Consider the following 21,234-nt stretch of genomic DNA (forward strand, 5'->3'; position numbering starts at 1 on the left):
GGCGAGGGGGCTTGCCCCCTCGCCACAATTCAGACTTTCAACACCTTCCCGCCAATGGCCACCGCCACCAACAACACCGCCATCAAACCAAAGGCAAAACTCAAACTGCTGCCATGGGCGATAAACCCGATCAACGCAGGCCCCGCAAGAATTCCGGCATACCCCAGCGTGGTAATGGCCGGCACGGCGATGCTTTCTGGCATCACCGTCTGTTTGCCCACCGCGGTGTACAGCACCGGCACAATGTTCGAGCAGCCAACCCCCAACAATGCATAACCCACCAGCGCCGCTTCCCAACTCGGTGCGAAGGTCGCCACAAACAGGCCCGCCGCGGCCGTCAACCCACCGAACACAATCACCCGCGTAGCGCCGAGGCGACGCACGATCACATCACCGGTCAAGCGTCCGACGGTCATGGTCAACGCAAACGCTGCATAACCCAGCCCCGCATACGCTGTGTCGATTCCCCGTTCCTGCGCCAGAAACACCGCGCTCCAGTCGAGCGCCGCGCCTTCGGCGAGGAACACGATGAAACACATCCCGCCGATGAACAGCACGATGCCATGGGGAACGGCAAACGCCGGCCCCGAACTTTCGCTGCCGTAGGGCAACAGGTGCGGCGCAGCCTTGAACAGGGCGATCAGCAGCATCACGATCACCACCAACGTCGCCCCCAGCGGTGAAACTCCGAAGCCGAGCAGGGCACTGACACCCGCCGCACCGACAATCCCGCCGAGGCTGAACAGCCCATGAAAACCCGACATCATGGTCTTGCCGCTGGCCCGTTCGACGATCACCGCTTGCAGGTTCACCGTTGAATCCACCGTGCCAAGGCCCGCGCCGAACATGAACAACGCGGCAATCAACGCCGGAATCGTCGACACCGTCGCTAACAGCGGCAGGGCCGCACAGATCAGCAACACCCCGGCGCTCACCACCCGGCGACAGCCGAAACGCGTGGCCAGCATCCCCGCCATCGGCATCGCCAGAATCGACCCCACCCCCAGGCACAACAGCAGCAAACCGAGCGTCCCTTCATCCAGCCCGGCCCGAGCCTTGGCGTAGGGCACCAGTGGCGCCCACGCAGCGATGCCGAAACCTGCAATGAAAAAGGCGATGCGCGTGGACATTTGCTCCAGGCGTCCGGGGATGACGGGCGCAGGCGTGTTGAGGGCAGTCATGAAAAATCCTTGGCGTTGCGGGTTGCTGACAATGGCAGAGGAGCATCCTTGCATATCAGACAGCGTGTCGCGACCCTGAAGGTTTCTCAATCGTCAATCCCAAGGTTAAAACGCCCCTCCCGTTATCCTGCCCATCTCGCTGGTCAAACTCACGTTGGGACCCGGCTGCCAGCGCACGCCGCCAGACGGATCATCGCTGCGCACGATGCATTTCCATTCGATGTCTTGTTTCGCCGGCAAGTCGATGGAACCGCTCCAGTGGTTTTCATTGAGCTGGTAAGTCAATGCAATGGCATGGCCAGGATCCCATGCCCCCAGTTCAAGAGACGAGCCCACGGCATAAACCTTCTGGCCGGGATAGGTCGTGGCGTAGTCGCAGGTGAAGTGAACACTGACGGGTGGGTGTTCGGGGCCCGTGCTCCAGACGCGGATTTTGCCGTCATCCCAGGCCAATGCCGGTTGAGTCAGCCCCGGGGGCAGTTTTGTGAGGTCAGAATCCAGGGCAATCACCAGGCTTTTGCGCGCGCCTGTCGTCGTCGCGACCAGCCCGGAATACTGAGTCTGGAAACGGATCGGTGAGTCGGCCTTGATGCCGGCGTCCTTGCGGATTTTGATTAACTGACGGATCAGGTCTCCGCGCGGCCAGTCATACATGTCCGGCCAATACACGGAGGGTATGCCCGGGCTGCTAAGGATGTAGGCATAAGCTTGATTGCGCCGCTCTTCGGGCAAAGGCCAGTGATGTTGTCCCTGATACCGCCCAGGTGAGTAGCCGGTGTCATGGTTGTCGACGAACGTGACGGCAATTCTGCGCCAGTCTGGATTCGGGTTTGCGTTCAAGCCGTCTCGCCACTCGGCGATAGAGCCGTTTTGCATGCGCTCCTTGAGGGCGAAGTCGAACACGGTGCAGCGTGAACGATCGGACCAATCCTTGAGTGCGTCCTGCCAGCTGGCGTTGTAGCCCCGATCACCCTCGGCATATTCCTTGGGACCTTTCCACATTTCACCGACACAAAACTGCTGATTACCAAAAGTGTTCATCCAACGATTAACGTTCTCCGGTGCATAACCTCTGACAAAATCGAAGCGCAGACCCTGGGCGCCGTAATGGTCGCGCAGGTTGATGAATTCGGCATTGAAGGTTTCGAACACGCGCGGATTGTCGGTGTTCAGATCGGCGTTGCCCTCAAGGAAAGCGTCGCCTTTATCGCAGGGGTCACAATCGTGACGCCATTCGTTTCGGCCTCTGAGGAACAGCGGTTCGGGGTTATCTTTGTCGTCCATGTGGTTGGGCACGACGTCGTAGACCACCTTTACGCCTGCGCCATTCAACGCCTTGGCGGCTTGCTTGAGTTGCTCTTCGCTGCCGTAATCGCCGTTTTTGTTGAAAGAGCGCCAGAAGTAACCCTCGCCACCGCCGGAAGTGCCCTGGCGGCTGTTCTCCCAGCTTGAAATGTCTCGCCAGGGCGGCGGCATCCAGATGGCGGTGAACCCGTCCCGTCCGATCTGACCGGCCGTACCCTCCAGTACCGCATACCATTTCTTCGGGGTGTTGCGACTGGAGTTCCAGTGAAAGCCTTGCAACAGGATGTCTTCCCCGGAGCCATTGCGAACGGCGCCGTTTTGACCGGCGATGACCACGCCGCCCAACGCCAGGGCAATCAGCAGGGGCAACAGGAACGTCCTTTTCATGATCGTCACCAAACGATAGAGGCGAGGTTCTACTGTGGGGCGAGTTGGATGGGCTGTCTGCTGTCACAACTGACAGGTTGCAGTAATTGTTTTGCGATAAGAAGCGGGGGTTAAATAACCGGATTGTTTGCGGTCTTCTTCCGGGAGCCCCTAGAGTACAGGTTCTTTTCTGGCTGATTTCAGGACCTATCCATGACGCCGTTCTACGATGCTCGAGGCAATATCTACGCGGTTGTAGCGCCCGAGGCCGTGCGCCGCGTGGGTATCGATTTACCTGAGCGGGCCGATCTGGCAGCGCAACCCCGCGAGGCATGGGCACTGTCGGCCATCGAGGCGTTCTGCGGCTGGGCGCCTGGTACACAACCGTCCGGCAGCAAGGACCATCGCTGCGATGGCTTGCTGGTCGGTCCGTTTCAAGCGGTGCCACCCTTCGACCTGCTGATCGTCAACACTGACGGTACCCTGGCTGAGCGCAGCGGCAATGGGCTGACGATTTTCTCTCAGGCCCTGAGCGAGCAAGGGCTGCTGCCGAGCGAGGACGCTTGTTTGCTCAGGGTTCATCACGACAAGGCTGATGCGGTTTCGCCGGTGGAAACATCGGTGAAGCCAGCGCAGGTCGATGACGTGCAGGGGTTCTGGCTGGATCTCGGGCAACCGTCGTTCGGGCCGGAGGCGGTGGGTGCCCGAGGGGTTGCGAAGGAGCTGCTGAACGGTCGCGAGGTCAGCCATGTGCTGGCGTTGTCATCACTTGATCGCGCATGGTCTCGAAGCCAGTTCGTGCGCATTGGCAATCCACATTGTGTAACGCTTTTAGAAAACGCCAATGCATTGCCGAGCAATGAGCAGATGCGCGAGCCGGGGTTGTCCCAAGGGCTGACGCGTATCGCTTACGCCAGGCCGACCGGGGCAGGTGAGCCGTGTCCTGCTGGAGTGAATCTGCAATGGGCGATGCTTGAGTCTGAAGGGCGAGTCGTCGCGCGGGTATTCGAGCGCGGAGAAGGGCCGACGGCGTCGTCGGGCACCAGCGCCAGTGCGGTGGCTTGCGCCGCATGGCGGGTGGGTTGGGTCAGTGCCGGGGAAGTGAAGGTGGAGATGCCCGGCGGCACGGCGCCGATTTTATTGGAAGAACAAGACGGCGAGTTGAGTCGGGTCAGGTTGTTCGGCACAGCTTGGTTGATGAGTTGATCATTCGATTGCCTTCGCGAGCAGGCTCGCTCCCACATTGGCTGTGTCGTTCACAAATTTCCTGTGGGAGCGAGCCTGCTCGCGAAGGCGTCAGCCCAGTCAGCCAAAATTCAGTGCTGATCACCAAAAAACTCCACCACTGGCATCTGCCGCTTCATCAACACCTTGCCATCACGCACCGAATACAGCGGCAGGCCCTGGCTGCGGATCACCTCGTAATCGCTGTCCGCCGACAGAATCAGCAAGTTCGCCGGCCGCCCGCGTTCCAGTCCATACCGATCACCGAGGTTCATGGCCTTGGCGCTGTTGTCGGTGACCAGGTCCAGCGCGCTTTGCAGGTTGCGGTAACCGAGCATGTGGCAGATGTGCAGGCCAGCTTCGAGCACCCGCAAGATGTTGCCGTTGCCCAGCGGATACCACGGGTCGACGATCGAATCCTGGCCGAAACACACGTTCATCCCCGCTTCCAGCAGCTCATTCACTCGGGTCACGCCACGGCGTTTCGGGAAGTTGTCGAAGCGCCCTTGCAGGTGAATGCTTTCGGTGGGGCAGGAGACAAAACTGATCCCCGAATGCCCGAGCAGGCGAAACAGTTTGGCGCAGTAAGCATTGTCGTAAGAGCCCATGGCCGTGGTGTGGCTGGCGGTGACCCGCGAGCCCATGTCGCGGCTGCGGGCTTCTTCGGCCAGCACCTCCAGAAAACGTGAGTGCGGGTCGTCGGTTTCATCGCAATGCACGTCCACCAGGCAACCGGTGCGCTCGGCCAGGTCCATCAGGAATTTCACGGAGCTCACACCTTGATCGCGGGTGTACTCGAAATGCGGAATGCCACCGACCACATCGGCGCCCATGCGGATCGCTTCTTCCATTAACTCGCGACCGTTGCGGTATGACTCGATGCCTTCCTGCGGGAACGCAACGATCTGCATATCGATCAGGTGTCGGCTTTCCTCGCGTACTTCGAGCATCGCCTTCAGCGCAGTGAGCTGCGGGTCGGTGACGTCGACGTGGGTGCGTACGTGCTGGATACCGTGGGCGGCGAGGGTCTGGATGGTTTTCTTGGCGCGGGTTTTGGTGTCTTCCTCGGTGATCGTCACCTTGCGCTCGCCCCAGCACTCGATACCTTCGAACAGCGTGCCGCTCATGTTCCAGCGCGGCTCGCCGGCAGTGAGCGTAGCGTCGAGATGGATGTGCGGTTCGACGAAGGGCGGCACCACCAGGTTGCCGCCGGCGTCCAGATCATCGGGGCCCAGGGTGGGCGCTTCGGTCTGTCGGGCGATGTTGCTGATCAGGCCGTTTTCCAGGTGCAGCTCATGCAGGCCATCTTGGTTGCGCAGGCGGGCGTTGATGATGTGCATCAGGCGAATCCTTTTATAGATCTTGTAATGGTGCGTTGGCAGTACGGGCACCCAGCACGCCGGTCAGTAACACATACGTTAGCGCGGCAGCGGCGATCCCTACCAGCGGCGCGACCCATGGCGAGCTGAACGCGGCGACGGTGCCGACCGCGTAGGCGCCCAGGCCGGACCCATTGAACGCCGGCAACCGGGCATCGGCCAGACGCGGATATTGACCGCGATAGCGGTAGAAAAAATCCGCCATGATCACGCCGCCAATCGGCGGAATCACGGTGCCCAGCAGAATCAGGTAGGGCACCAGCAGGTCGTACATGCCCAGTAGCGCCAGCAACGTGCCAATCACCGCACCAGCCAGGGTCACGGTTTTGCGACGGCCGGTGCGCAGCAGGTTGCATCCGGCGACAGCGAAGTTGTAGAGGGTGTTGTCCTGGGTGCTCCAGATATTGAGCAGCAACATCGCCATCGCGGCCATGGCGAAGCCTTGCAACAGCAACACTTCCGTTCCCACCAGAGCGTGGGAACGATCAACATCAACAGGCCGAAGGTAGAAACCGCAGCAGCGCCGCGACTATCGCTTCCGGTGCGTCTTCCTGAACCAAATGCCCGGCATTGGGAATGAGGTGAAATTGCGATCCTGGAATCATTTGATGCAACGCCCGCCCACGCTCGATGGGAATCCACTGATCGTCTTCCCCCCAAAGAATCTGCACCGGGCAGCGAATCGTCGGGTACAACCCTTCGGCCTCACGGGTATAACGCTCATCCATCTGCGCGATCTGCCGATAGAACGCCGCTTGCCCCGGATCGCCCAGCCACGGCTGCACGTAAGGCGCGAGTTCGTCGTCCAGGATTGCGCGCTTGATCGCCCCGCGAATATAGGTGGGTACGATTGCCTGGTGAATGTCATCAGGCAGGCCACTGAACGCCGCCTCATGCTGACGCACATGCTGCACAAACGGCGAACCCCAGGGCGTCAGCGCCACAGGATCAATCAACGTCAGGCTGCGGTAGTCCTTGCCATTCAGCAGGTGAGCACGCAGGGCGGTGGCGCCGCCGAAGTCGTGAGCGACGACGTCTGGTCGCCCAAGCCCCCAGTGATCCAGCAAGTGAGCTAACAGGTCGTTTTGCACACCCAGCGACACATCGCCCTCGATTTTCTCCGATTGCCCATAGCCCAGCAGGTCGAAGTAATGCACCCGGTGCGTGGCGATGAAGTGCGGCGCAATCCGGTGCCACACATAAGAAGAGAAGGGCGTGCCATGCACGAACACCAACGGCGGGCCGTCGCCACGTACGGCGTAGCGAACGGAGTGCCTGTTGAAGCGATAGGTCTGAGCCAGCGGCCAGTCAGTCATGCGCGTGTCCTCTTGGCATTTGGGAACCAGGTAGCATAAGCATAAAAAAACCACCTCTGAAGGTGGCTTTATGTAGCAACTGACGAAACGCATTTTCCTGTGGAGCAATCGAGCTCCCACAGGTGATTGAGCAGCCGGGCTTACTCGCCGTGATAGATGCAGCCACTGGTGCACGTCTCGTGGATACGAATCGCGCTGAGCTCCGGCAGCAGAGGCTTCAATTCTTTCCAGATGAATTTGGCCAGGACTTCACTGGTCGGGTTTTCCAGGCCGGGAATGTCGTTCAGGTAGTTGTGGTCCAGACGCTCGTAGAGTGGCTTGAAGATCGCCTTGATTTCCGAGAAATCGCGGATCCAGCCCGTGTGCGGATCGAGGTCGCCGCTAAGGTGAATCGCCACTTTGAACGAGTGACCGTGCAAGCGGCCGCACTTGTGGCCTTCCGGCACGTGGGGCAAGCGGTGGGCGGATTCGAAGGTAAATTCTTTGAAGATTTCCAAGGGGTTTGAGCTCTGTCAGGTGGCGATCGCCGCAGCGATTTGGGCAGGCGGCGAGTTTAACAGTTTGCGTTTGGCATTGCGGGAAAACACTGACTAAAGGGTCAGCAAGCGCTCCCCGAGGCGACCGCTGGCGGCCAGTTCGAGGAATTCGTCACCGAGTCTGCGGCTTTCATCCATCGTTGCACGCCAGTATTTCTGCCGGCTCGGTGCATCGCCCATGAAGCGCTTGAAGTCGTTACGGTCCGGGAGTTTGCCGTAGGGCAGGCGTGCCAGGTATTCCTTCGACGGTGACAGCAACAGGACATCCTGCAAACGCGCCGGACAAGCGCGGCGCCAGGGCAGGGTCTTGTCGAACCAGCCGGGGATGACCCGGTCGGTGAAATGCGGATAGAGCACGATGTCGTTGCCGCTGTAGGGCAGGTCGAGGTGATAGTCCAGCAGACCGCCATCGCGAAATGTCCCCATACCTGCGCCCGGCAGGTCACGCACGCCTTCCATCACCATCGGGATCGAGCCCGAGGCGAGCAAGGCCTGGCGCAGGTTGCCGGCCTCCAGCGCAACGAAGCGCGAGGGGAAATCGTTCAGTGCATTGACCGGCGGCGCCCGGCGCGGATCGTGGATGATCAGCCGTTCGAAATGCCGCGACAACCGCGCGCGCCCCCGCAGGTTGTCGGCGATCACTGATGACAGGCCCAGCCCCAGTCGGCCGCGATGATCATCCGCCAACAGGCCGTGGCTTTTGACCACCATGATGTTCAGTCGGTAATGAGCGTTGTCCAGAATCGAGGCGTCGCGGCCGTCGAGCAGGTCATCGAGCATGCGCCGGGAGCTCTGGCTGATCTGCGCCATGGTCACGCCCTTGGCGAAGTTTTGCTCGGTGTAGAGGTGACCGAGGCGGCGGATGCCTTCGGCGGCATCCGGTAGACAAGCGCTGGCGAAGCGCCAGGAACCCACCGACGCACCGATCAGCGAACGTTCCCGGGGCGCCGCCGGCAGCCATTCACCGAACAACGCCAGGTCCAGACCTTGTATCCCCAACGCCTTGGGACCACCGGCGGCACCTGGCAGTGTGCCGACATCGGCGGCGCTCAAACCGCTTTCACGGATGCGCGCAAAGGCGCGAGGGCCGGCCTTGAGGGTCAGGGACGGGAACTTGATGTGGATGGCGGTCATACCGGTCTCGAATGCAGGCAAGCGTGGGATTATAAACAGGTCAGCCAACGCCACAAATCCACTGTGGGAGCGAGCTTGCTCGCGATTGCGGTGTATCAGGCGATAAAGATGTCGACTGACATGACGCCATCGCGAGCAAGCTCGCTCCCACAGGTTTTGTGTTGTCATATCCAATGATGGCAATTCAGTTTCAGTTAAGTTCAGATCGCTAAGGTGGCTCCCGTAGGCAACACACAAAAAAATACGGAGACACCCCATGAAAACCCTGACTGCCCTGTTCACCGCGTCCATCATCGGCATGAGCGCCAGCATCGCTCACGCTCGCGACCTCGGCCCCGACGAAGCCCTGAGACTGCGCGACGCTGGTACCATTGTGTCCTTCGAGAAGCTCAACGCGACGGCATTGGCCAAACACCCCGGCGCCAAAATCAGCGAAACCGAGCTCGAAGAAGAGTACGGCAAGTACATCTACCAGGTGGAACTGCGCGACCCGCAGGGCCTTGAGTGGGACCTGGAATTGGACGCTGTCAGCGGGCAGGTTCTCAAGGATCAACAGGACACGTAATGAAGGTGTTTTCTTTTTCACATCGGTGCGCGAGCGGTCGAATGGCTTTGGCGCTTCTGGCTTTTTGCTCGGTGGTCATGGCCCGCGACCTGGATCAGGACGAGGCCCTGCGCCTGCGCCAACAAGGTGTGATCCTGCCGCTGGAGCAGCTCTTGCAGCAAGCGCTGGACCTCTATCCCGGGGCCAAGCTGCTGGAAGCCGAGCTTGAGGAAAAGCAAGACGTCTACATTTACGAGGTCGAGTTGCTGACCACCGAAGGCGTGGTCCGCGAACTGGACCTCGACGCCACCACCGGCCAGTTACTGAAAGACAAGGAAGATTGATCGATGCGTTTGCTTCTGGTGGAAGACCATGTGCCGCTGGCCGACGAATTGATGGCCGGCCTCAATCGGCAGGGGTACGCCGTGGACTGGCTGGCCGACGGTCGCGATGCGGTGTATCAGGGCAGCAGCGAGCCTTATGACCTGATCATCCTCGACCTCGGCCTGCCGGGTTTGCCAGGGCTCGACGTGCTGACCCAATGGCGGGCCGGTGGCCTGGCCACGCCAGTGCTGATCCTCACCGCCCGTGATTCCTGGGCCGAACGGATCGAAGGCCTCAAGGCTGGCGCTGACGATTACCTGACCAAACCCTTCCACCCCGAAGAGCTGCACTTGCGGGTCCAGGCGCTGTTGCGCCGCTCCCATGGCCATGCCAACCAGCCGACACTCAAGGCTGCCGGACTGCATCTGAACGAAGGCCGTCAATGCGTGACCCGCGACGGTGCCGACATTCAGCTCACCGCCGCTGAATTCCGTCTGCTGCGTTATTTCATGCTGCACCCCGAACAGATCCTTTCCAAAAGCCACCTCGCCGAACACCTCTACGACGGTGAAAACGAGCGTGACTCCAACGTGCTCGAAGTCCACGTCAACCACCTGCGGCGCAAACTCGGGCGCAGCGTCATTGAAACTCGTCGCGGCCAGGGTTACCTGTTCGGCGGGCAAGCCCAGTGAGGTCGATCCAGCGCCGCTTGAGTCTGGGTCTGATCAGCGTGATGGTGATCGTCGGCCTGGTGCTGGCGCAGACCAGCCTGTGGCTGTTCGAAATGGGTTTGCACCGCTACCTCGAAGCCGGGTTGCGCAACGACAGCGAAAACCTGCTGGTGGCACTGGTGCGTGGCCCGCAGGGGTTGCAGCTGGATGAGCGGCACCTGTCGCCGGCCTATCAGCGACCATTTTCCGGGCATTATTTCCGCATCGACTTTGCCGACAGCCATTGGCGCTCCCGTTCGCTATGGGATCAGGACATGCCGCGCCTCGACCATGCCGGCCTGCACAGCAACCTGCAATTGGGGCCAGAAGGGCAGCAATTGCTGGTGCTGCGTTCGGACTATCGACGGCTCGGCCAATCAATTTCGATCAGCGTGGCCCAGGATTACACGCCGGTACGCGAGAGCTTCCTGCGTATGCAACAGGTGGGTCTCGGTCTGGGATTGGCGGGGTTGCTGCTGATTTTGCTGCTGCAACGGATCACCGTGCGCCGCGCCTTGCGCCCGCTGGAAAAGGCTCGTGAGCAGATCGCCCAGTTGCAGCAGGGCCAGCGCTCGCAACTCGATGATCAGGTGCCGGTAGAGCTTGAACCGCTGGTGGCGCAGATCAACCATTTGCTCGCTCACACCGAAGACAGCCTCAAGCGCTCGCGCAATGCGCTGGGCAACCTCGGCCACGCCTTGAAAACCCCGCTGGCGGTGTTGTTGAGCCTGGCCTCAAGCGAGAAGCTCGACGCTCATCCGCAGCTGCGCAAGGTGATTCAGACGCAGCTTGAGCAAGTGCAGCAGCGCCTCAATCGAGAACTCAATCGCGCACGGTTATCCGGCGATGCGCTGCCTGGGGCGTTGTTTGATTGCGATGCGCAATTGCCGGGGTTGTTGGCGACGTTAAACATGATCCATGGTGAGCATCTTGAGCTCAGCTACCGTGCACCGGCCGGTTTGCAACTGCCGTGGGACCGTGAGGATTTGCTCGAACTGCTCGGTAACCTGCTGGACAACGCCTGCAAGTGGGCGGACGCCGAGGTTCGGTTGAGCGTGGTCGAGAAGGCCGAAGGGTTTGAGCTAAGCGTGGAAGATGATGGGCCGGGGATTCCCGAACACCAGCGCGATCAGGTGTTCCGCCGGGGGACTCGGCTTGACGAACAGACGGATGGGCATGGGTTGGGGTTGGGGATTGTGCGCGATATCGTTGATACGTGGGGCGGGGATTTGAGGTTGGAGGAAAGTGAGTGGGGTGGGTTGAAGGTGATGATCGCGTTGCCCAAGCGCTGATCTCCTTCCGACCGATCGTTCCCACGCTCCGCGTGGGAATGCATGAGAGTGTCAGTTTTTTTGTGTGCGGGCCGATAACGGCCTGCCGTCAGGCAGACCTTCATTTCAATAGCTCGGCCTGCTGAATCGATCTCCGTACAAAATCGCAAATTGATTCATGGCGCTCTTCCAATCGTGGGCCGCAGTGCCCCAATTGGCGGTGATATTTTGCAGTGCAAGCCAAATCAATTTCGTCGCAGCTTCGTCAGTTGGAAAGTGGCCTCTTGTCTTGATGATCTTGCGCAACTGAGCATTGATACTCTCGATGGCGTTGGTGGTGTAGATCACTTTTCGTATGGCTGGCGGGAAAACGAAAAATGGGATGACTCGGTCCCAAGCGCGTCTCCAGGCCGCAGCTACCGTTGGATATTGCTTGCCCCAAGGTCCAGCCTCGAACGCCTCTAGAGCTTGCTCGGCAACTTCAGCGTTGAGCGCTTGATAGATCGGCTTCAGCGCTTTGGCCAGCTCACGCCGCTTGTCCCAAGCCGCGTAATCAAGGCTGTTGCGGATCAAGTGGACGATACAAGTCTGTAACGTCGTCTCAGGGAACACCGCACTCAAGGCTTCTGGCATCCCTTTCAAGCCATCAGTTACCGCGATCAAAACGTCTTCGACGCCTCGGGTCTTGAGGTCATTGAAAACCTTCATCCAGAACTTGGCGCCCTCGGTAGTTTCAATCCAGATGCCCAAAATATCTCGGGTACCGTCCGGTAATACGCCCAGGGCCAAGTAGATTGCCTTGTTGCGAACCACCCCCTCGTCACGGATTTTGACCCGCAGCGCATCGAAGAAAATGACCGGATACATGGGTTCAAGTGGGCGTTGCTGCCAAGTACTGACTTCTTCCAGAACAGCGTCGGTGACTGAGCTGATGAAGTCAGGGGAGACGTCTGTCCCGTATTGCTCCGAGAGGAATGCACGAATCTCGCGAACGGTCATGCCGCGGGCATACATGGCAATGATTTTGTCATCGAAGCCTGTAAAACGGCGTTCGTGCTTGGGGATCAGGATCGGAGCAAAGCTGCCATCCCGGTCTCTGGGGATGTCCAGGCGCAACGGGCCGTCATCGGTGAGCACGGTTTTGCCGCTTTTGCCGTTGCGCTGGTTACTCGAATCCTCAGGACGCTCCGCGCCCTGAGGGTAGCCCAGGTGGTGCCCCAACTCCGCACCAAGCACCCGCTCGATCAGCGCTTTTTTGAACGCCATCGAGGCGTCCTGAATGGCTTCTGCACTCATCGGGCCGTTTACGAACTGATCAATCAGCTCTTTTGGAATGGCTGGAAGGTCTCGCGTGGCCTCACGGGCCGGTTTTTTCTTAGTCGGCATACATGCACCTCTTCAACATGATATGCCCGAACACAAAATTTATGACACTCCCGAATGCATCCCGTGACGCTCTGCGTCACATCCCAAAACGGAACGCGGAGCGTCCCTGGCGGCATTCCCACGCGGAGCGAACGATCATTTACACCCTGAACTGATCCATCAAACTCTGCTGCTGATTCGCCAGGCTATTGAGCGACTGACTCACCCGCGCCGACTCATTGGCCTGCTCCGACAGCGACTCCGTCACATCCCGAATGGTTGCCACGTTGTTGTTGATCTCCTCAGCCACCGCACTTTGCTCCTCTGCGGCACTGGCAATCTGCAAGTTCATGTCGCTGATCACCGTCACTGCCTCACCAATCTGTCGCAGCGCCGTCACCGCCTGGCCCACCTGTTCGACACTGCCCTGAGCCTGACGATGGCTGTTGTTCATCGAACCGACCACATCCTGAGTGCCGCTCTGCAGCTGCTCGATCACCAGACGGGTTTCTTCGACAGACTCCTGGGTCCGGCGTGCGAGGTTGCGCACTTCATCGGCCACTACGGCAAAACCGCGTCCGGCGTCACCGGCACGAGCGGCCTCGATGGCGGCGTTAAGCGCCAGCAGGTTGGTCTGTTCGGCGATGGCCCGAATCACTTCCAGCACCGAACCGATCTTCTCGCTGTTGGCCGCCAGGCCTTCGACTTGAACCATCGCCGCGCTCATGTCGGCGGCGAGGTTGTCGATGCTGGTGGTGGTGCGGTCGATCACGGTCAAACCGCGACGGGTTGCCTGATCCGCATCCCGCGCCGCCTGTGCCGCTTGCGCTGCACTGCGAGCGACGTCTTGAGCGGTGGCGCTCATTTCGTGGGACGCGGTAGCGACCTGATCCACCTGACGGTATTGCTGCTCCATGCCGGCGCTGGTCTGCGTGGCGATGGCGGACGATTGATCCGCCGTGCTGCGGGCGTCCTGCACCGAGCGTTTGACCTCGGCGATGATCGGTTGCAGCTTGTCGAGGAAGCGGTTGAACCAGCCGGCCAGTTGGCCGAGTTCGTCCTGCTTGTCGTAGGCCAGGCGGCGGGTCAGATCGCCTTCGCCGCTGGCAATGTCTTCGAGCATGTGTGCCACACCAAGGATCGGTTTGGTCACGCTGCGGGCCATCAGCCACACCAGCAACAGGCCAATCAACGCGGCCAGCACACCTAGGCCGAGTTCGATCAGGGTGCCGGCGGTGTTGCTGTCATCGAGTTGTTTTTTCAGCGCTTCGGCCGGGCCGACCAGGACTTTCTCCGGCACCTCGAGCAATACGCCCCAGGCCTTGCCACCGGGAATTGGCTGGAACGGCGACAGCACTTTGAGCTGTTGATTATTGTGCAGGCTTTCGGTCTTGCTACTGGCGGCGAGCAGGCGGACCAGCTCGGCACCGTTGGTTTTGTCCACGGTATCCAGGCGCTGGCTGAGCTTGCTGGCGTCCGGGCTGTAGCCGGCCAGCAAACCGACCGGGCTGATGATGCTGACGTTGGTCTGGCCGTCATAGAGCTTCTTGCTCGCGCCTTGGCTGATGGCTTGCAGGCTGTTGAGGTTGATGTCCACCGACAGCGAAGCGATGACTTTACCGTTGACCATCAGCGGGAAAACGATGCTGGTCATCAGCACATTCTGGCCATCGATCACGTAGAAGTAGGGTTCGATCACGCAGGGCTTGAGGGTCGTGCGCGGGCAGGTAAACCAAGCGTTGGCCGGCTCGCCGCTGGGGCCAGTGCGGGTGTCGGCCATGTCGCTTTCGGGCAGCGCCATGGACGTTACCTTGCCCGGTGTCGGTTGCGACCAATAAAGGGCGAAGCGGCCCTTGTCGTTGCTGCCCAGCTGCGCTTGACCGGCAAACAGATCGTCCTTGCCATCCAGCGCATTGGCTTCGAACACCAGCGACAGACCGAGCAGTTCCGGGTTGGCTTGCAGGGCCGACTTGACCTGACGAGTCAGGTCTTCACGCAGGTCAAAGGCATCGAGGAAGCGCTTCTCGGCCTGGTCGCGCAGGAACAGCACCTGACGCGAAAAGCCGTGGCCATATTGATAGGCGTCCATGAACTGCTGGCGAATCCCCAGCGCCTGGTTTTCACCCTGGGATTCGATCCGGGCCTGGGCGGCTTCGGTGAGCATCTCCATGCTCGAGGCTTTCACCAGTGCGGAGCTGTGCTCCATGCGATACAGCGAAAGACCCACCAGCAGGGTCACGATTGCCGCCAGGCAAAGCCCAGCCAGCAGGGTGATTTTCCATTGAATGGAAAGTTGTCTGAGCGACATGGAGACGTCCTTTATTCGATATATATCTGAGGCTTTGCACTGTAGCGGCAACAAATCGGCTTTCTTGAGGCTTGCAGCTTGCGGCGGCTTCCTTCAAAGTGCGCGCCCTCTAATAAAACCCTCTCTTTAATCCGCTGGCGGCTCTTTGCAGACTGCCGGCCGGGCTCATTCCGTTTGCCTTGAGGTAACGATGATTAATGCTGTAATTGCCGCAGTCGGCGTCATGCTGATCCTCAGCCTGTCCCGCGTGCACGTAGTAATCGCGCTGATCGTAGGCGCGCTGGTGGGTGGTTTGACCGGTGGCCTGGGCATCGACGCGACACTGAAAGCCTTCAACAGCGGCCTCGGTGGCGGCGCGACGGTCGCGTTGTCCTACGCGTTGCTCGGCGCTTTTGCCGTGGCCATTGCCAAGTCCGGCCTGGCTCATGCCCTGGCAGACAAAGCCTTGCTGATGGTCGACCGCCAGCACGCCAGCGGTGGCCGCCAGGTCAAATGGCTGTTGATCGGTTTGCTGTGGGTGGTGGCCATCGCGTCCCAGAACATCTTGCCGATACATATCGCCTTTATTCCGTTGCTGGTACCGCCACTGTTGTATGTCCTGACCAAGCTGCAGCTGGACCGCCGGCTGATTGCCTGCGTCATAACGTTCGGTTTGATTACGCCGTACATGTTCCTGCCCGTGGGTTTCGGCAACATCTTCCTTAATGAAATCCTGCTGGCCAACGTCGCCCGTAGCGGCGTGGACATCAGCGGCATCAACGTCACCCATGCCATGGGTATTCCGGCATTGGGCATGGTCGTCGGGCTCGCGGCAGCGTTCGTCAGCTATCGCAAGAAGCGCGTCTACGATCTGGAAAAGATCGAGCAAGTCGAACAGGTGGCGGTGCAGTACAACCCGCTGAGCCTGATGGTCGCCGGTCTGGCCATCGCGGTGGCGTTCATCATTCAGCTGCTGCTGGACTCGATGATCATCGGCGCGCTGATGGGTTTCCTGATCTTCTCGGTCTCGGGCATTGTGAAGTGGCGCGACACCGATGATCTGTTTACCGAAGGCATGAAGATGATGGCGATGATCGGCTTCATCATGATCGCCGCGTCCGGGTTTGGTGAAGTGATTAAAGCCACCGGGCAAGTGCAAACGCTGGTCGAAACCTCGGCTTCATGGATCGGCCACAGCAAAGCCATTGGCGCGTTGCTGATGTTGTTGGTGGGCCTGTTAGTGACCATGGGCATCGGCTCGTCGTTTTCCACCGTACCGATTCTGGCGGTGATTTTCGTGCCGTTGTGCGTGCAGCTGGGCTTCAGCCCGTTGGCGATCGTTAGCATCGTCGGCACTGCCGGCGCCTTGGGTGACGCCGGTTCGCCAGCCTCAGACTCGACCCTCGGCCCGACTTCCGGTCTGAACATCGACGGCCAGCATCACCACATCTGGGACACCGTGGTGCCGACCTTCCTGCACTACAACATTCCGTTGCTGGTGTTTGGTTGGGTGGCCGCGATGGTGTTGTAAACCTGCTCTCGTACTGAGCATTCCCACGCTCTGCGTGGGAATGCAGCCCGGGACGCTCCGCGTCCCAACAGCGTGACGCAGAGCGTCACAGGAGGCATTACCACGCAGAGCGTGGGAACGATCAATGGTCCTGTCACCGCATTCAACTTTTGATCCGGCATGCCGTTAAAGCCTTTAACCACGCCATGAGCCTGAAGGCTAAAGTCCTGTCCCTTGCCGTCCTCCCGGTGTTGCTCTTTGCGCTGGTCATCAGCCTGACCACGCTGTTCATTCTGCAGGAGCAGGCCCGCAAGGAAGTCGAGGAAACTCGCCAGCGCCTGCTCAGCGATGCCAAGGCGACGCTGCAAAGCTACGTCGCCGTGGCCATGACCACGATCAAACCGCTCTACGATGCGGCCGCCCCCGGTGATGACGCAGCGCGGGCCCAGGTGGTCAAGCTGCTGTCGAGCATCACTTACGGCAAGGACGGTTACTTCTTCGGCTACGACTCCAACACCGTTCGTCTGTTCAAGGCCAGCAGCCCTGAAGGCGTGGGCCAGAGCTTCAAGGACAACCGCGATCCGAACGGCGTCTACGTCAATCGCGACCTGGTGAAAGTTGCCAAGGACGGAACCCACGACCTGCAATACAGCTCGCCGCTGTCCGGCAACACCCAAGTGCTGGTGCCTAAACTCAGCTACACCGAATACCTGCCGAAGTGGGACATGGCCGTCGGTACTTCGGTGAACCTTGACGGCATCGAAGCGCAAGTCGCGCTGGTTGAGGCCAAGGTTCAGGAGCGCATGCAAGGCGTGGTGCTGAGCATCGTCGGGATTGCTGTGGTGGTGCTGTTGGTGATCGCCGCCGCCGGGCTGCTGCTGGCCAACACCATCCTGCGTCCGCTGAACCTGATGAAAGCCAACCTTGATGACATCGCGGCGGGCGAGGGCGACTTGACGCGTCGCCTGACCATCACCAGCCAGGACGAACTCGGCGAACTGGCCGGCTCGTTCAACCGCTTCGTCGACAAAATCCACGGCCTGGTGCGCCAGATCACCGAAATGACCTCGCAACTGACCGGGCTGGTGAATCAGGTCTCCGACCAGGCGCAGCGTTCGGATCAGGCGATGGAACGTCAGCGTCACGAGACCGATCAGGTCGCCACAGCGATCAACCAAATGTCGGCGGCGGCCCAGGAAGTGGCGAAGAGTGCGCAAAACGCGGCGGTGGCTGCCCAGCAGACCGACGAAGAAGGCCAGGCGGCCAAGCGCGTGGTAGCCGGCAGCATCGTGAAGATTCATGCGTTGGTCGACGACATTCGCAGCAGCGGCGTGTCTCTCGATAGCCTGCAAAAAGACGTGTCGTCGATTGTTAGCGTGCTTGGGGTGATCCGTTCGATTGCCGAACAGACCAACCGCAGCGTGCATCAGATCGCCGTGGCCGTGGACAGCGTTGCCGATGAAACCCAACTCGGCGCCCAGACCTCCCGCAGCCTTGCTGACCTTGGTCAGCGCCTGGGCAAACTGGTCGGGCAGTTCCGCATTTGATTGCACCGGTACACAGGAATTGTAGTGCCGACAGACATTACGGCCTGTCCCAATACGGTACGGCCCCAAAACACTCGACGTAGAAATCGATCACCGTCCGCACCTTCACCGACAACCGGCGGCTGCCGGGCCAGAGCACGGCAATCTGCTGCGGCTCAAGGCTGTTGGACACCTGATACGCCCCGAGCACCGGCACCAGCGTGCCGTTGCGCACCGCTTCACCAATCAGCCACGACGGAAACATCACCAACCCCAAGCCTTGTTCGGCGGCTTGAGTCAGGGTGTCGGCGTGGTTGCCGGTGATCGGCCCCTTCACCGAGTAGGGCGTCCAGTCCTGCTGATCCTTGCGGAAAAACCAGCGTTGCTGACCGGTCACGCCTTTGTAGGCCAGGCATTGATGCGCTGCCAGTTCTTCGGGATGTTGCGGTGTGCCGTGACGTTGTAAATAGGCCGGGCTCGCGGCGACTTGAAAACGATGGGGCGCCAAAATGCGCGCCTGCATGCTCGAATCGTGCAGCGGGCCGATGCGAAACAGCAGGTCGGCGCCTTCCTGCAGCGGGTCGACGTAGCTGTCGGTCTGCTGGATATCCAGGTGCAGTTTCGGGTAGCGCTCGCAGAGCTGCCCCAGCCAGGGCGTCAGATGCCGTTGGCCAAACACCACGGGCGCATTGATCCGCACCAGGCCGCTCGGTTCGCTTTGCTGTTCCTGCAGGGCCTGTTCGGCCTCTTCAAGTTGCACCAGCACCAGCCGCGCGTGATGACCGAGCATGCGCCCGGCTTCGGTGGGCGAGACGGCGCGGGTGTGGCGGTAGAGCAATTGCTGGCTCAGGGCGTGTTCCATCAACTGGATTTGTCGCGAAATCGAAGACGGTGCCAAGCCTTCGCGGCGGGCGACTTCAGAAAAACTGCCGTGGTCGAGCACGGCGACAAACAGTCGAAGTGCCTTGAATCCCAGTTCATTGAGGCCGTGCATGGCGAATCCTGCTGTGCGAGTTGCGCAAAAGTGTTGTCATGATACTCCCATTTATCGCAAAGGCTCGCCAGCCGATAATGCCCGCCATTGTTTACTTCAGGCAGGTTTTCTCTATGCACACTTCTTCAATCGACGACGTTGGCGTTGTCGCCTCGTCGAGCACCCGGCCAGGGTTGCGGCTGTTGCTGCTGCCGCTGGTGATTCTGGCTGGCATGGGCCTTTCCGTGGAGGCCGGTTTGCTCGGGCCGCTCGGGGTTCAGGTCGGGCATTTGTGGGCGACCTTGAGCATCTTCGGTGTGGGCTCGGCGATTCTGTTTTTGCTGTTGCTGTTCAGCGGTCCGCAACAGGGCCCCGCCTTGAATGAGCTGCCTCGCTGGCAATTGATCGGTGGTTTCCTGGGGCCGATGTACGTGGTCGTGCTGACCTTGGCCACGCCGCACATCGGCATTGCCATGACGATGATCGCAATCCTCTCCGGGCAGGTCGGCAAAAGCGTGTTGATCGACCATTTCGGCTGGTTCGGCGCCACCCGCAAAAAGGTCAACGGTGAGCGTTGGCTGGCCTTGCTGCTGATTGTCGCGGCACTTGTTCTGATCGCGCGGGGTTGATGATGAATTTGATTATTTTGTTGGCGGTGGTCGTGGCCGCCGGTGCGGTGTTGAGTGTCCAGGCGGCGATCAATGGGCGGCTGGGCGAAACGGTCGGCGTGTTGCGCAGCAGTTTGCTCACGTTTGTGGTGGGCGCGGTGGTCACCGGGCTGCTGATCGTGTTTTTCGAACCGGCCCATGCCGTGAGTTTGCTGGACGTGCCGAAATGGCAGCTCAGCGGTGCGTTGTTCGGGGTGGTGTACATGATGGTGATGGTCGGCGCGGTGCCAAGGGTCGGCACGGCAGTGGCGACGGTGGCGGTGATCGTCGGGCAACTGGGCATGGGGATGTTGATCGATAATTTCGGCTGGCTGGGCAATCCGGCGATCGAGTTGTCGAGTAGCCGGATGCTGGCGATGGTGTGTCTGGGGCTGGCGTTGGTGTTCATGTATCGCAGCAGTACGCGGCAGGCCTGACGCAAGCTCCTACACTGGTTATACGGACCGCATTCGCGGCAACCGGACGACCACAACCATGGAGTCAGACACATGATCAGCAGTGACAGTAAATGCGACTGCCCCAAATGTTCGTGCAAGCTGGGCGAACATCCGATCGCGCGCCACGGCAAGCACTATTGCTGCGAAGCCTGCGCCAAGCACCACGAACATGGCGAAGAATGTGCCAGCAAGGGCTGTAAGTGCGCCAAGGGCTGACCTCAGCCACGCACAGAATGTGGGGCCTATTCGGGCTCCACTTCCAGTCTCAGGCTTTGATCTTCCAGCCGCTCGGTATGGCGGATGATGCCATTGAGTCGTCGTCCATCCACCCTCACCAACACCGTTTTTGCCTGTTCCAGATCTTGCGGTATAGGTGACTGGATGCGCAGTGCGAAGCGGGTCGGGTCATGCTCGACTTGTTCAAGGCCGACCTGACACTCGGCGCTTTTGGTGATTCGACCGAACAGCGTATCGAGGCCGTAGTCGATGTGTGCCGTGCTGGTGAGTTGTGTTGATTTCATGCGCCGATCCCTCCAAATGTCCAAAGCCGCGCCATCCGTTAATTCGTCGACCGCCACTTGACGTTTTCCACGCCGAATTTTTCAGCCATCGGCTTGCTGGTTTTTTGCACCTTCTCTCGGCCGAAGCGAGGGATTCGTCCGACCCCCGCGTCGCAACTCGCCCAATGCCAAGCCTCCGCGTTATCCATCTTGTCCAGGCGGATGATGAAAGACTTGGGTGCGCCATGAAGGGTGTATTCAATGACGAAAAGTTTTGCGTTGTTCATAGAGCCCGTATTCCTCCCTGTGGTAATACAAGGATCGTTTGGGTTGCGGAAAATTCACTCGGATTGTCAGACGGATGCCGCCAGTAGCGACGAGACGGGTGGCTCGTTACCCTGCATTCTCTGAAACCCCCAATGATTGCTGCCCATGGCCCTTGCCGCGCCCCCAGACCTGAGTGACACCGATGTGCCTGGAAAGACGCGTCATTGCAAGCATAAAACCACCCGGTTCAAACAAACCTTAGAACTGATAGCCAACGCCGGCGTAGTAACCCCAGCCGTCGGAACGGGCGCGGAAGTTACCGTCGCCAAAATTCAATTCGCTGCCATCCCCTTTTGGTCAAGGATTCGCGGGGCCTCGGGGAGATGACGTTGATGTAGACTCCTCGGCATT

The 21,234-nt window shown here is 60.0% G+C and carries 21 protein-coding genes and 3 pseudogenes; 10 read left to right on the forward strand and 14 right to left on the reverse strand.

Features of this window, described 5'->3' with window-relative positions:
- Positions 1 to 29: 29 nt before the first annotated feature.
- On the reverse strand, positions 30 to 1,181 hold the full coding sequence (locus tag ACYZTR_RS09645) for an MFS transporter (RefSeq protein ID WP_461978351.1): 1,152 nt from the start codon (positions 1,179 to 1,181) through the stop codon (positions 30 to 32).
- A gap of 105 nt (positions 1,182 to 1,286) precedes the next feature.
- Entirely contained in the window at positions 1,287 to 2,873 is a 1,587-nt protein-coding gene (locus tag ACYZTR_RS09650; RefSeq protein ID WP_461978353.1) for a glucan 1,4-alpha-maltotetraohydrolase domain-containing protein, read from the reverse strand.
- Positions 2,874 to 3,065: 192 nt separating this feature from the next.
- Between ACYZTR_RS09650 and ACYZTR_RS09655 the strand changes: the two genes are divergently transcribed.
- Positions 3,066 to 4,058, forward strand: a complete 993-nt coding sequence (locus ACYZTR_RS09655; RefSeq protein ID WP_461978355.1) for a diaminopimelate epimerase — start codon at positions 3,066 to 3,068, stop codon at positions 4,056 to 4,058.
- 110 nt (positions 4,059 to 4,168) lie between these two features.
- On the opposite strand, the gene codA is transcribed toward ACYZTR_RS09655, so the two are convergent.
- The 5 genes and pseudogenes from codA to ACYZTR_RS09680 form a co-directional block, all read right to left on the reverse strand.
- A complete protein-coding gene (gene codA / locus ACYZTR_RS09660) occupies positions 4,169 to 5,416 on the reverse strand; it encodes a cytosine deaminase (protein ID WP_046049895.1) in 1,248 nt (415 codons plus the stop codon).
- A gap of 13 nt (positions 5,417 to 5,429) precedes the next feature.
- A pseudogene (locus tag ACYZTR_RS09665) lies at positions 5,430 to 5,915 on the reverse strand (SLC5/6 family protein); the annotation flags it as partial.
- Between the two features lie 31 nt (positions 5,916 to 5,946).
- Positions 5,947 to 6,771 carry an alpha/beta fold hydrolase gene (locus ACYZTR_RS09670; RefSeq protein ID WP_461978357.1) on the reverse strand — a complete coding sequence of 275 codons (825 nt, stop codon included), beginning with the start codon at positions 6,769 to 6,771 and terminating at the stop codon, positions 5,947 to 5,949.
- Positions 6,772 to 6,911: 140 nt separating this feature from the next.
- Positions 6,912 to 7,268, reverse strand: a complete 357-nt coding sequence (queD, locus tag ACYZTR_RS09675) for a 6-carboxytetrahydropterin synthase QueD (protein ID WP_008152165.1) — start codon at positions 7,266 to 7,268, stop codon at positions 6,912 to 6,914.
- Between the two features lie 93 nt (positions 7,269 to 7,361).
- Positions 7,362 to 8,441, reverse strand: coding sequence for a patatin-like phospholipase family protein (locus ACYZTR_RS09680; RefSeq protein WP_461978359.1), 1,080 nt, complete (start codon positions 8,439 to 8,441; stop codon positions 7,362 to 7,364).
- A gap of 256 nt (positions 8,442 to 8,697) precedes the next feature.
- Here ACYZTR_RS09680 and ACYZTR_RS09685 point away from each other — a divergent pair, with 256 nt between their 5' ends.
- From ACYZTR_RS09685 to ACYZTR_RS09700, 4 genes are read left to right on the forward strand one after another with little or no spacing between them, the layout of a single operon-like run.
- Positions 8,698 to 9,006 carry a PepSY domain-containing protein gene (locus ACYZTR_RS09685; protein WP_461978361.1) on the forward strand — a complete coding sequence of 103 codons (309 nt, stop codon included), beginning with the start codon at positions 8,698 to 8,700 and terminating at the stop codon, positions 9,004 to 9,006.
- Positions 9,006 to 9,329: a PepSY domain-containing protein gene (locus ACYZTR_RS09690; RefSeq protein ID WP_461978363.1), complete on the forward strand. Its 324-nt coding sequence runs from the start codon at positions 9,006 to 9,008 to the stop codon at positions 9,327 to 9,329. Before ACYZTR_RS09685 ends, ACYZTR_RS09690 begins: the two co-directional genes overlap by 1 nt.
- A 3-nt stretch (positions 9,330 to 9,332) precedes the next feature.
- Positions 9,333 to 10,001: a response regulator transcription factor gene (locus tag ACYZTR_RS09695; protein WP_461978365.1), complete on the forward strand. Its 669-nt coding sequence runs from the start codon at positions 9,333 to 9,335 to the stop codon at positions 9,999 to 10,001.
- Positions 9,998 to 11,311, forward strand: a complete 1,314-nt coding sequence (locus tag ACYZTR_RS09700; RefSeq protein WP_461978367.1) for a sensor histidine kinase — start codon at positions 9,998 to 10,000, stop codon at positions 11,309 to 11,311. The genes ACYZTR_RS09695 and ACYZTR_RS09700 overlap by 4 nt, the downstream gene beginning before the upstream one ends.
- Positions 11,312 to 11,416: 105 nt before the next feature.
- On the opposite strand, the gene ACYZTR_RS09705 is transcribed toward ACYZTR_RS09700, so the two are convergent.
- The 3 genes and pseudogenes from ACYZTR_RS09705 to ACYZTR_RS09715 form a co-directional block, all read right to left on the reverse strand.
- Complete coding sequence (locus tag ACYZTR_RS09705) at positions 11,417 to 12,676, reverse strand: IS256 family transposase (RefSeq protein ID WP_461972851.1); 1,260 nt, start codon at positions 12,674 to 12,676, stop codon at positions 11,417 to 11,419.
- Between the two features lie 139 nt (positions 12,677 to 12,815).
- The gene (locus ACYZTR_RS09710; protein ID WP_461979638.1) at positions 12,816 to 13,571 is read right to left on the reverse strand and encodes a methyl-accepting chemotaxis protein; all 756 of its coding nucleotides are present in this window, start codon (positions 13,569 to 13,571) and stop codon (positions 12,816 to 12,818) included.
- A gap of 102 nt (positions 13,572 to 13,673) precedes the next feature.
- Positions 13,674 to 14,963 (reverse strand): annotated as a pseudogene (locus ACYZTR_RS09715) (methyl-accepting chemotaxis protein); the annotation flags it as partial.
- Between the two features lie 193 nt (positions 14,964 to 15,156).
- Here ACYZTR_RS09715 and ACYZTR_RS09720 point away from each other — a divergent pair.
- Together ACYZTR_RS09720 and ACYZTR_RS09725 are read left to right on the forward strand one after the other, a co-directional pair.
- Entirely contained in the window at positions 15,157 to 16,473 is a 1,317-nt protein-coding gene (locus ACYZTR_RS09720; protein ID WP_461979640.1) for a Na+/H+ antiporter family protein, read from the forward strand.
- A 185-nt stretch (positions 16,474 to 16,658) separates the two neighbouring features.
- Positions 16,659 to 17,999: a methyl-accepting chemotaxis protein gene (locus tag ACYZTR_RS09725; RefSeq protein WP_461978370.1), complete on the forward strand. Its 1,341-nt coding sequence runs from the start codon at positions 16,659 to 16,661 to the stop codon at positions 17,997 to 17,999.
- A gap of 37 nt (positions 18,000 to 18,036) precedes the next feature.
- Here the strand turns inward: ACYZTR_RS09725 and ACYZTR_RS09730 are convergent, their stop codons facing one another.
- Positions 18,037 to 18,972: a LysR family transcriptional regulator gene (locus tag ACYZTR_RS09730; protein ID WP_461978372.1), complete on the reverse strand. Its 936-nt coding sequence runs from the start codon at positions 18,970 to 18,972 to the stop codon at positions 18,037 to 18,039.
- A 113-nt stretch (positions 18,973 to 19,085) separates the two neighbouring features.
- Here ACYZTR_RS09730 and ACYZTR_RS09735 point away from each other — a divergent pair, with 113 nt between their 5' ends.
- The 3 genes from ACYZTR_RS09735 to ACYZTR_RS09745 all read left to right on the forward strand — a co-directional run bounded on the left by ACYZTR_RS09735 (position 19,086) and on the right by ACYZTR_RS09745 (position 20,272).
- Positions 19,086 to 19,580 (forward strand): DMT family transporter, encoded by a 495-nt coding sequence (locus tag ACYZTR_RS09735; protein WP_461978374.1) that lies wholly within the window; start codon positions 19,086 to 19,088, stop codon positions 19,578 to 19,580.
- Positions 19,580 to 20,035, forward strand: coding sequence for a DMT family transporter (locus tag ACYZTR_RS09740; protein WP_461978376.1), 456 nt, complete (start codon positions 19,580 to 19,582; stop codon positions 20,033 to 20,035). The genes ACYZTR_RS09735 and ACYZTR_RS09740 overlap by 1 nt, the downstream gene beginning before the upstream one ends.
- A gap of 72 nt (positions 20,036 to 20,107) precedes the next feature.
- A complete protein-coding gene (locus ACYZTR_RS09745; protein WP_140680239.1) occupies positions 20,108 to 20,272 on the forward strand; it encodes a metallothionein in 165 nt (54 codons plus the stop codon).
- Between the two features lie 26 nt (positions 20,273 to 20,298).
- On the opposite strand, the gene ACYZTR_RS09750 is transcribed toward ACYZTR_RS09745, so the two are convergent.
- From ACYZTR_RS09750 to ACYZTR_RS09760, 3 genes and pseudogenes are all read right to left on the reverse strand, one after another.
- Positions 20,299 to 20,577 carry a hypothetical protein gene (locus tag ACYZTR_RS09750; protein WP_461978379.1) on the reverse strand — a complete coding sequence of 93 codons (279 nt, stop codon included), beginning with the start codon at positions 20,575 to 20,577 and terminating at the stop codon, positions 20,299 to 20,301.
- Positions 20,578 to 20,615: 38 nt separating this feature from the next.
- Positions 20,616 to 20,843, reverse strand: a complete 228-nt coding sequence (locus ACYZTR_RS09755; RefSeq protein WP_461978381.1) for a DUF6555 family protein — start codon at positions 20,841 to 20,843, stop codon at positions 20,616 to 20,618.
- A gap of 238 nt (positions 20,844 to 21,081) precedes the next feature.
- Positions 21,082 to 21,171: pseudogene (locus ACYZTR_RS09760) on the reverse strand (nucleoside-specific channel-forming protein Tsx); the annotation flags it as partial.
- Positions 21,172 to 21,234 lie beyond the last annotated feature (63 nt).

It is taken from the genome of Pseudomonas sp. Hz4 (assembly GCF_054898165.1).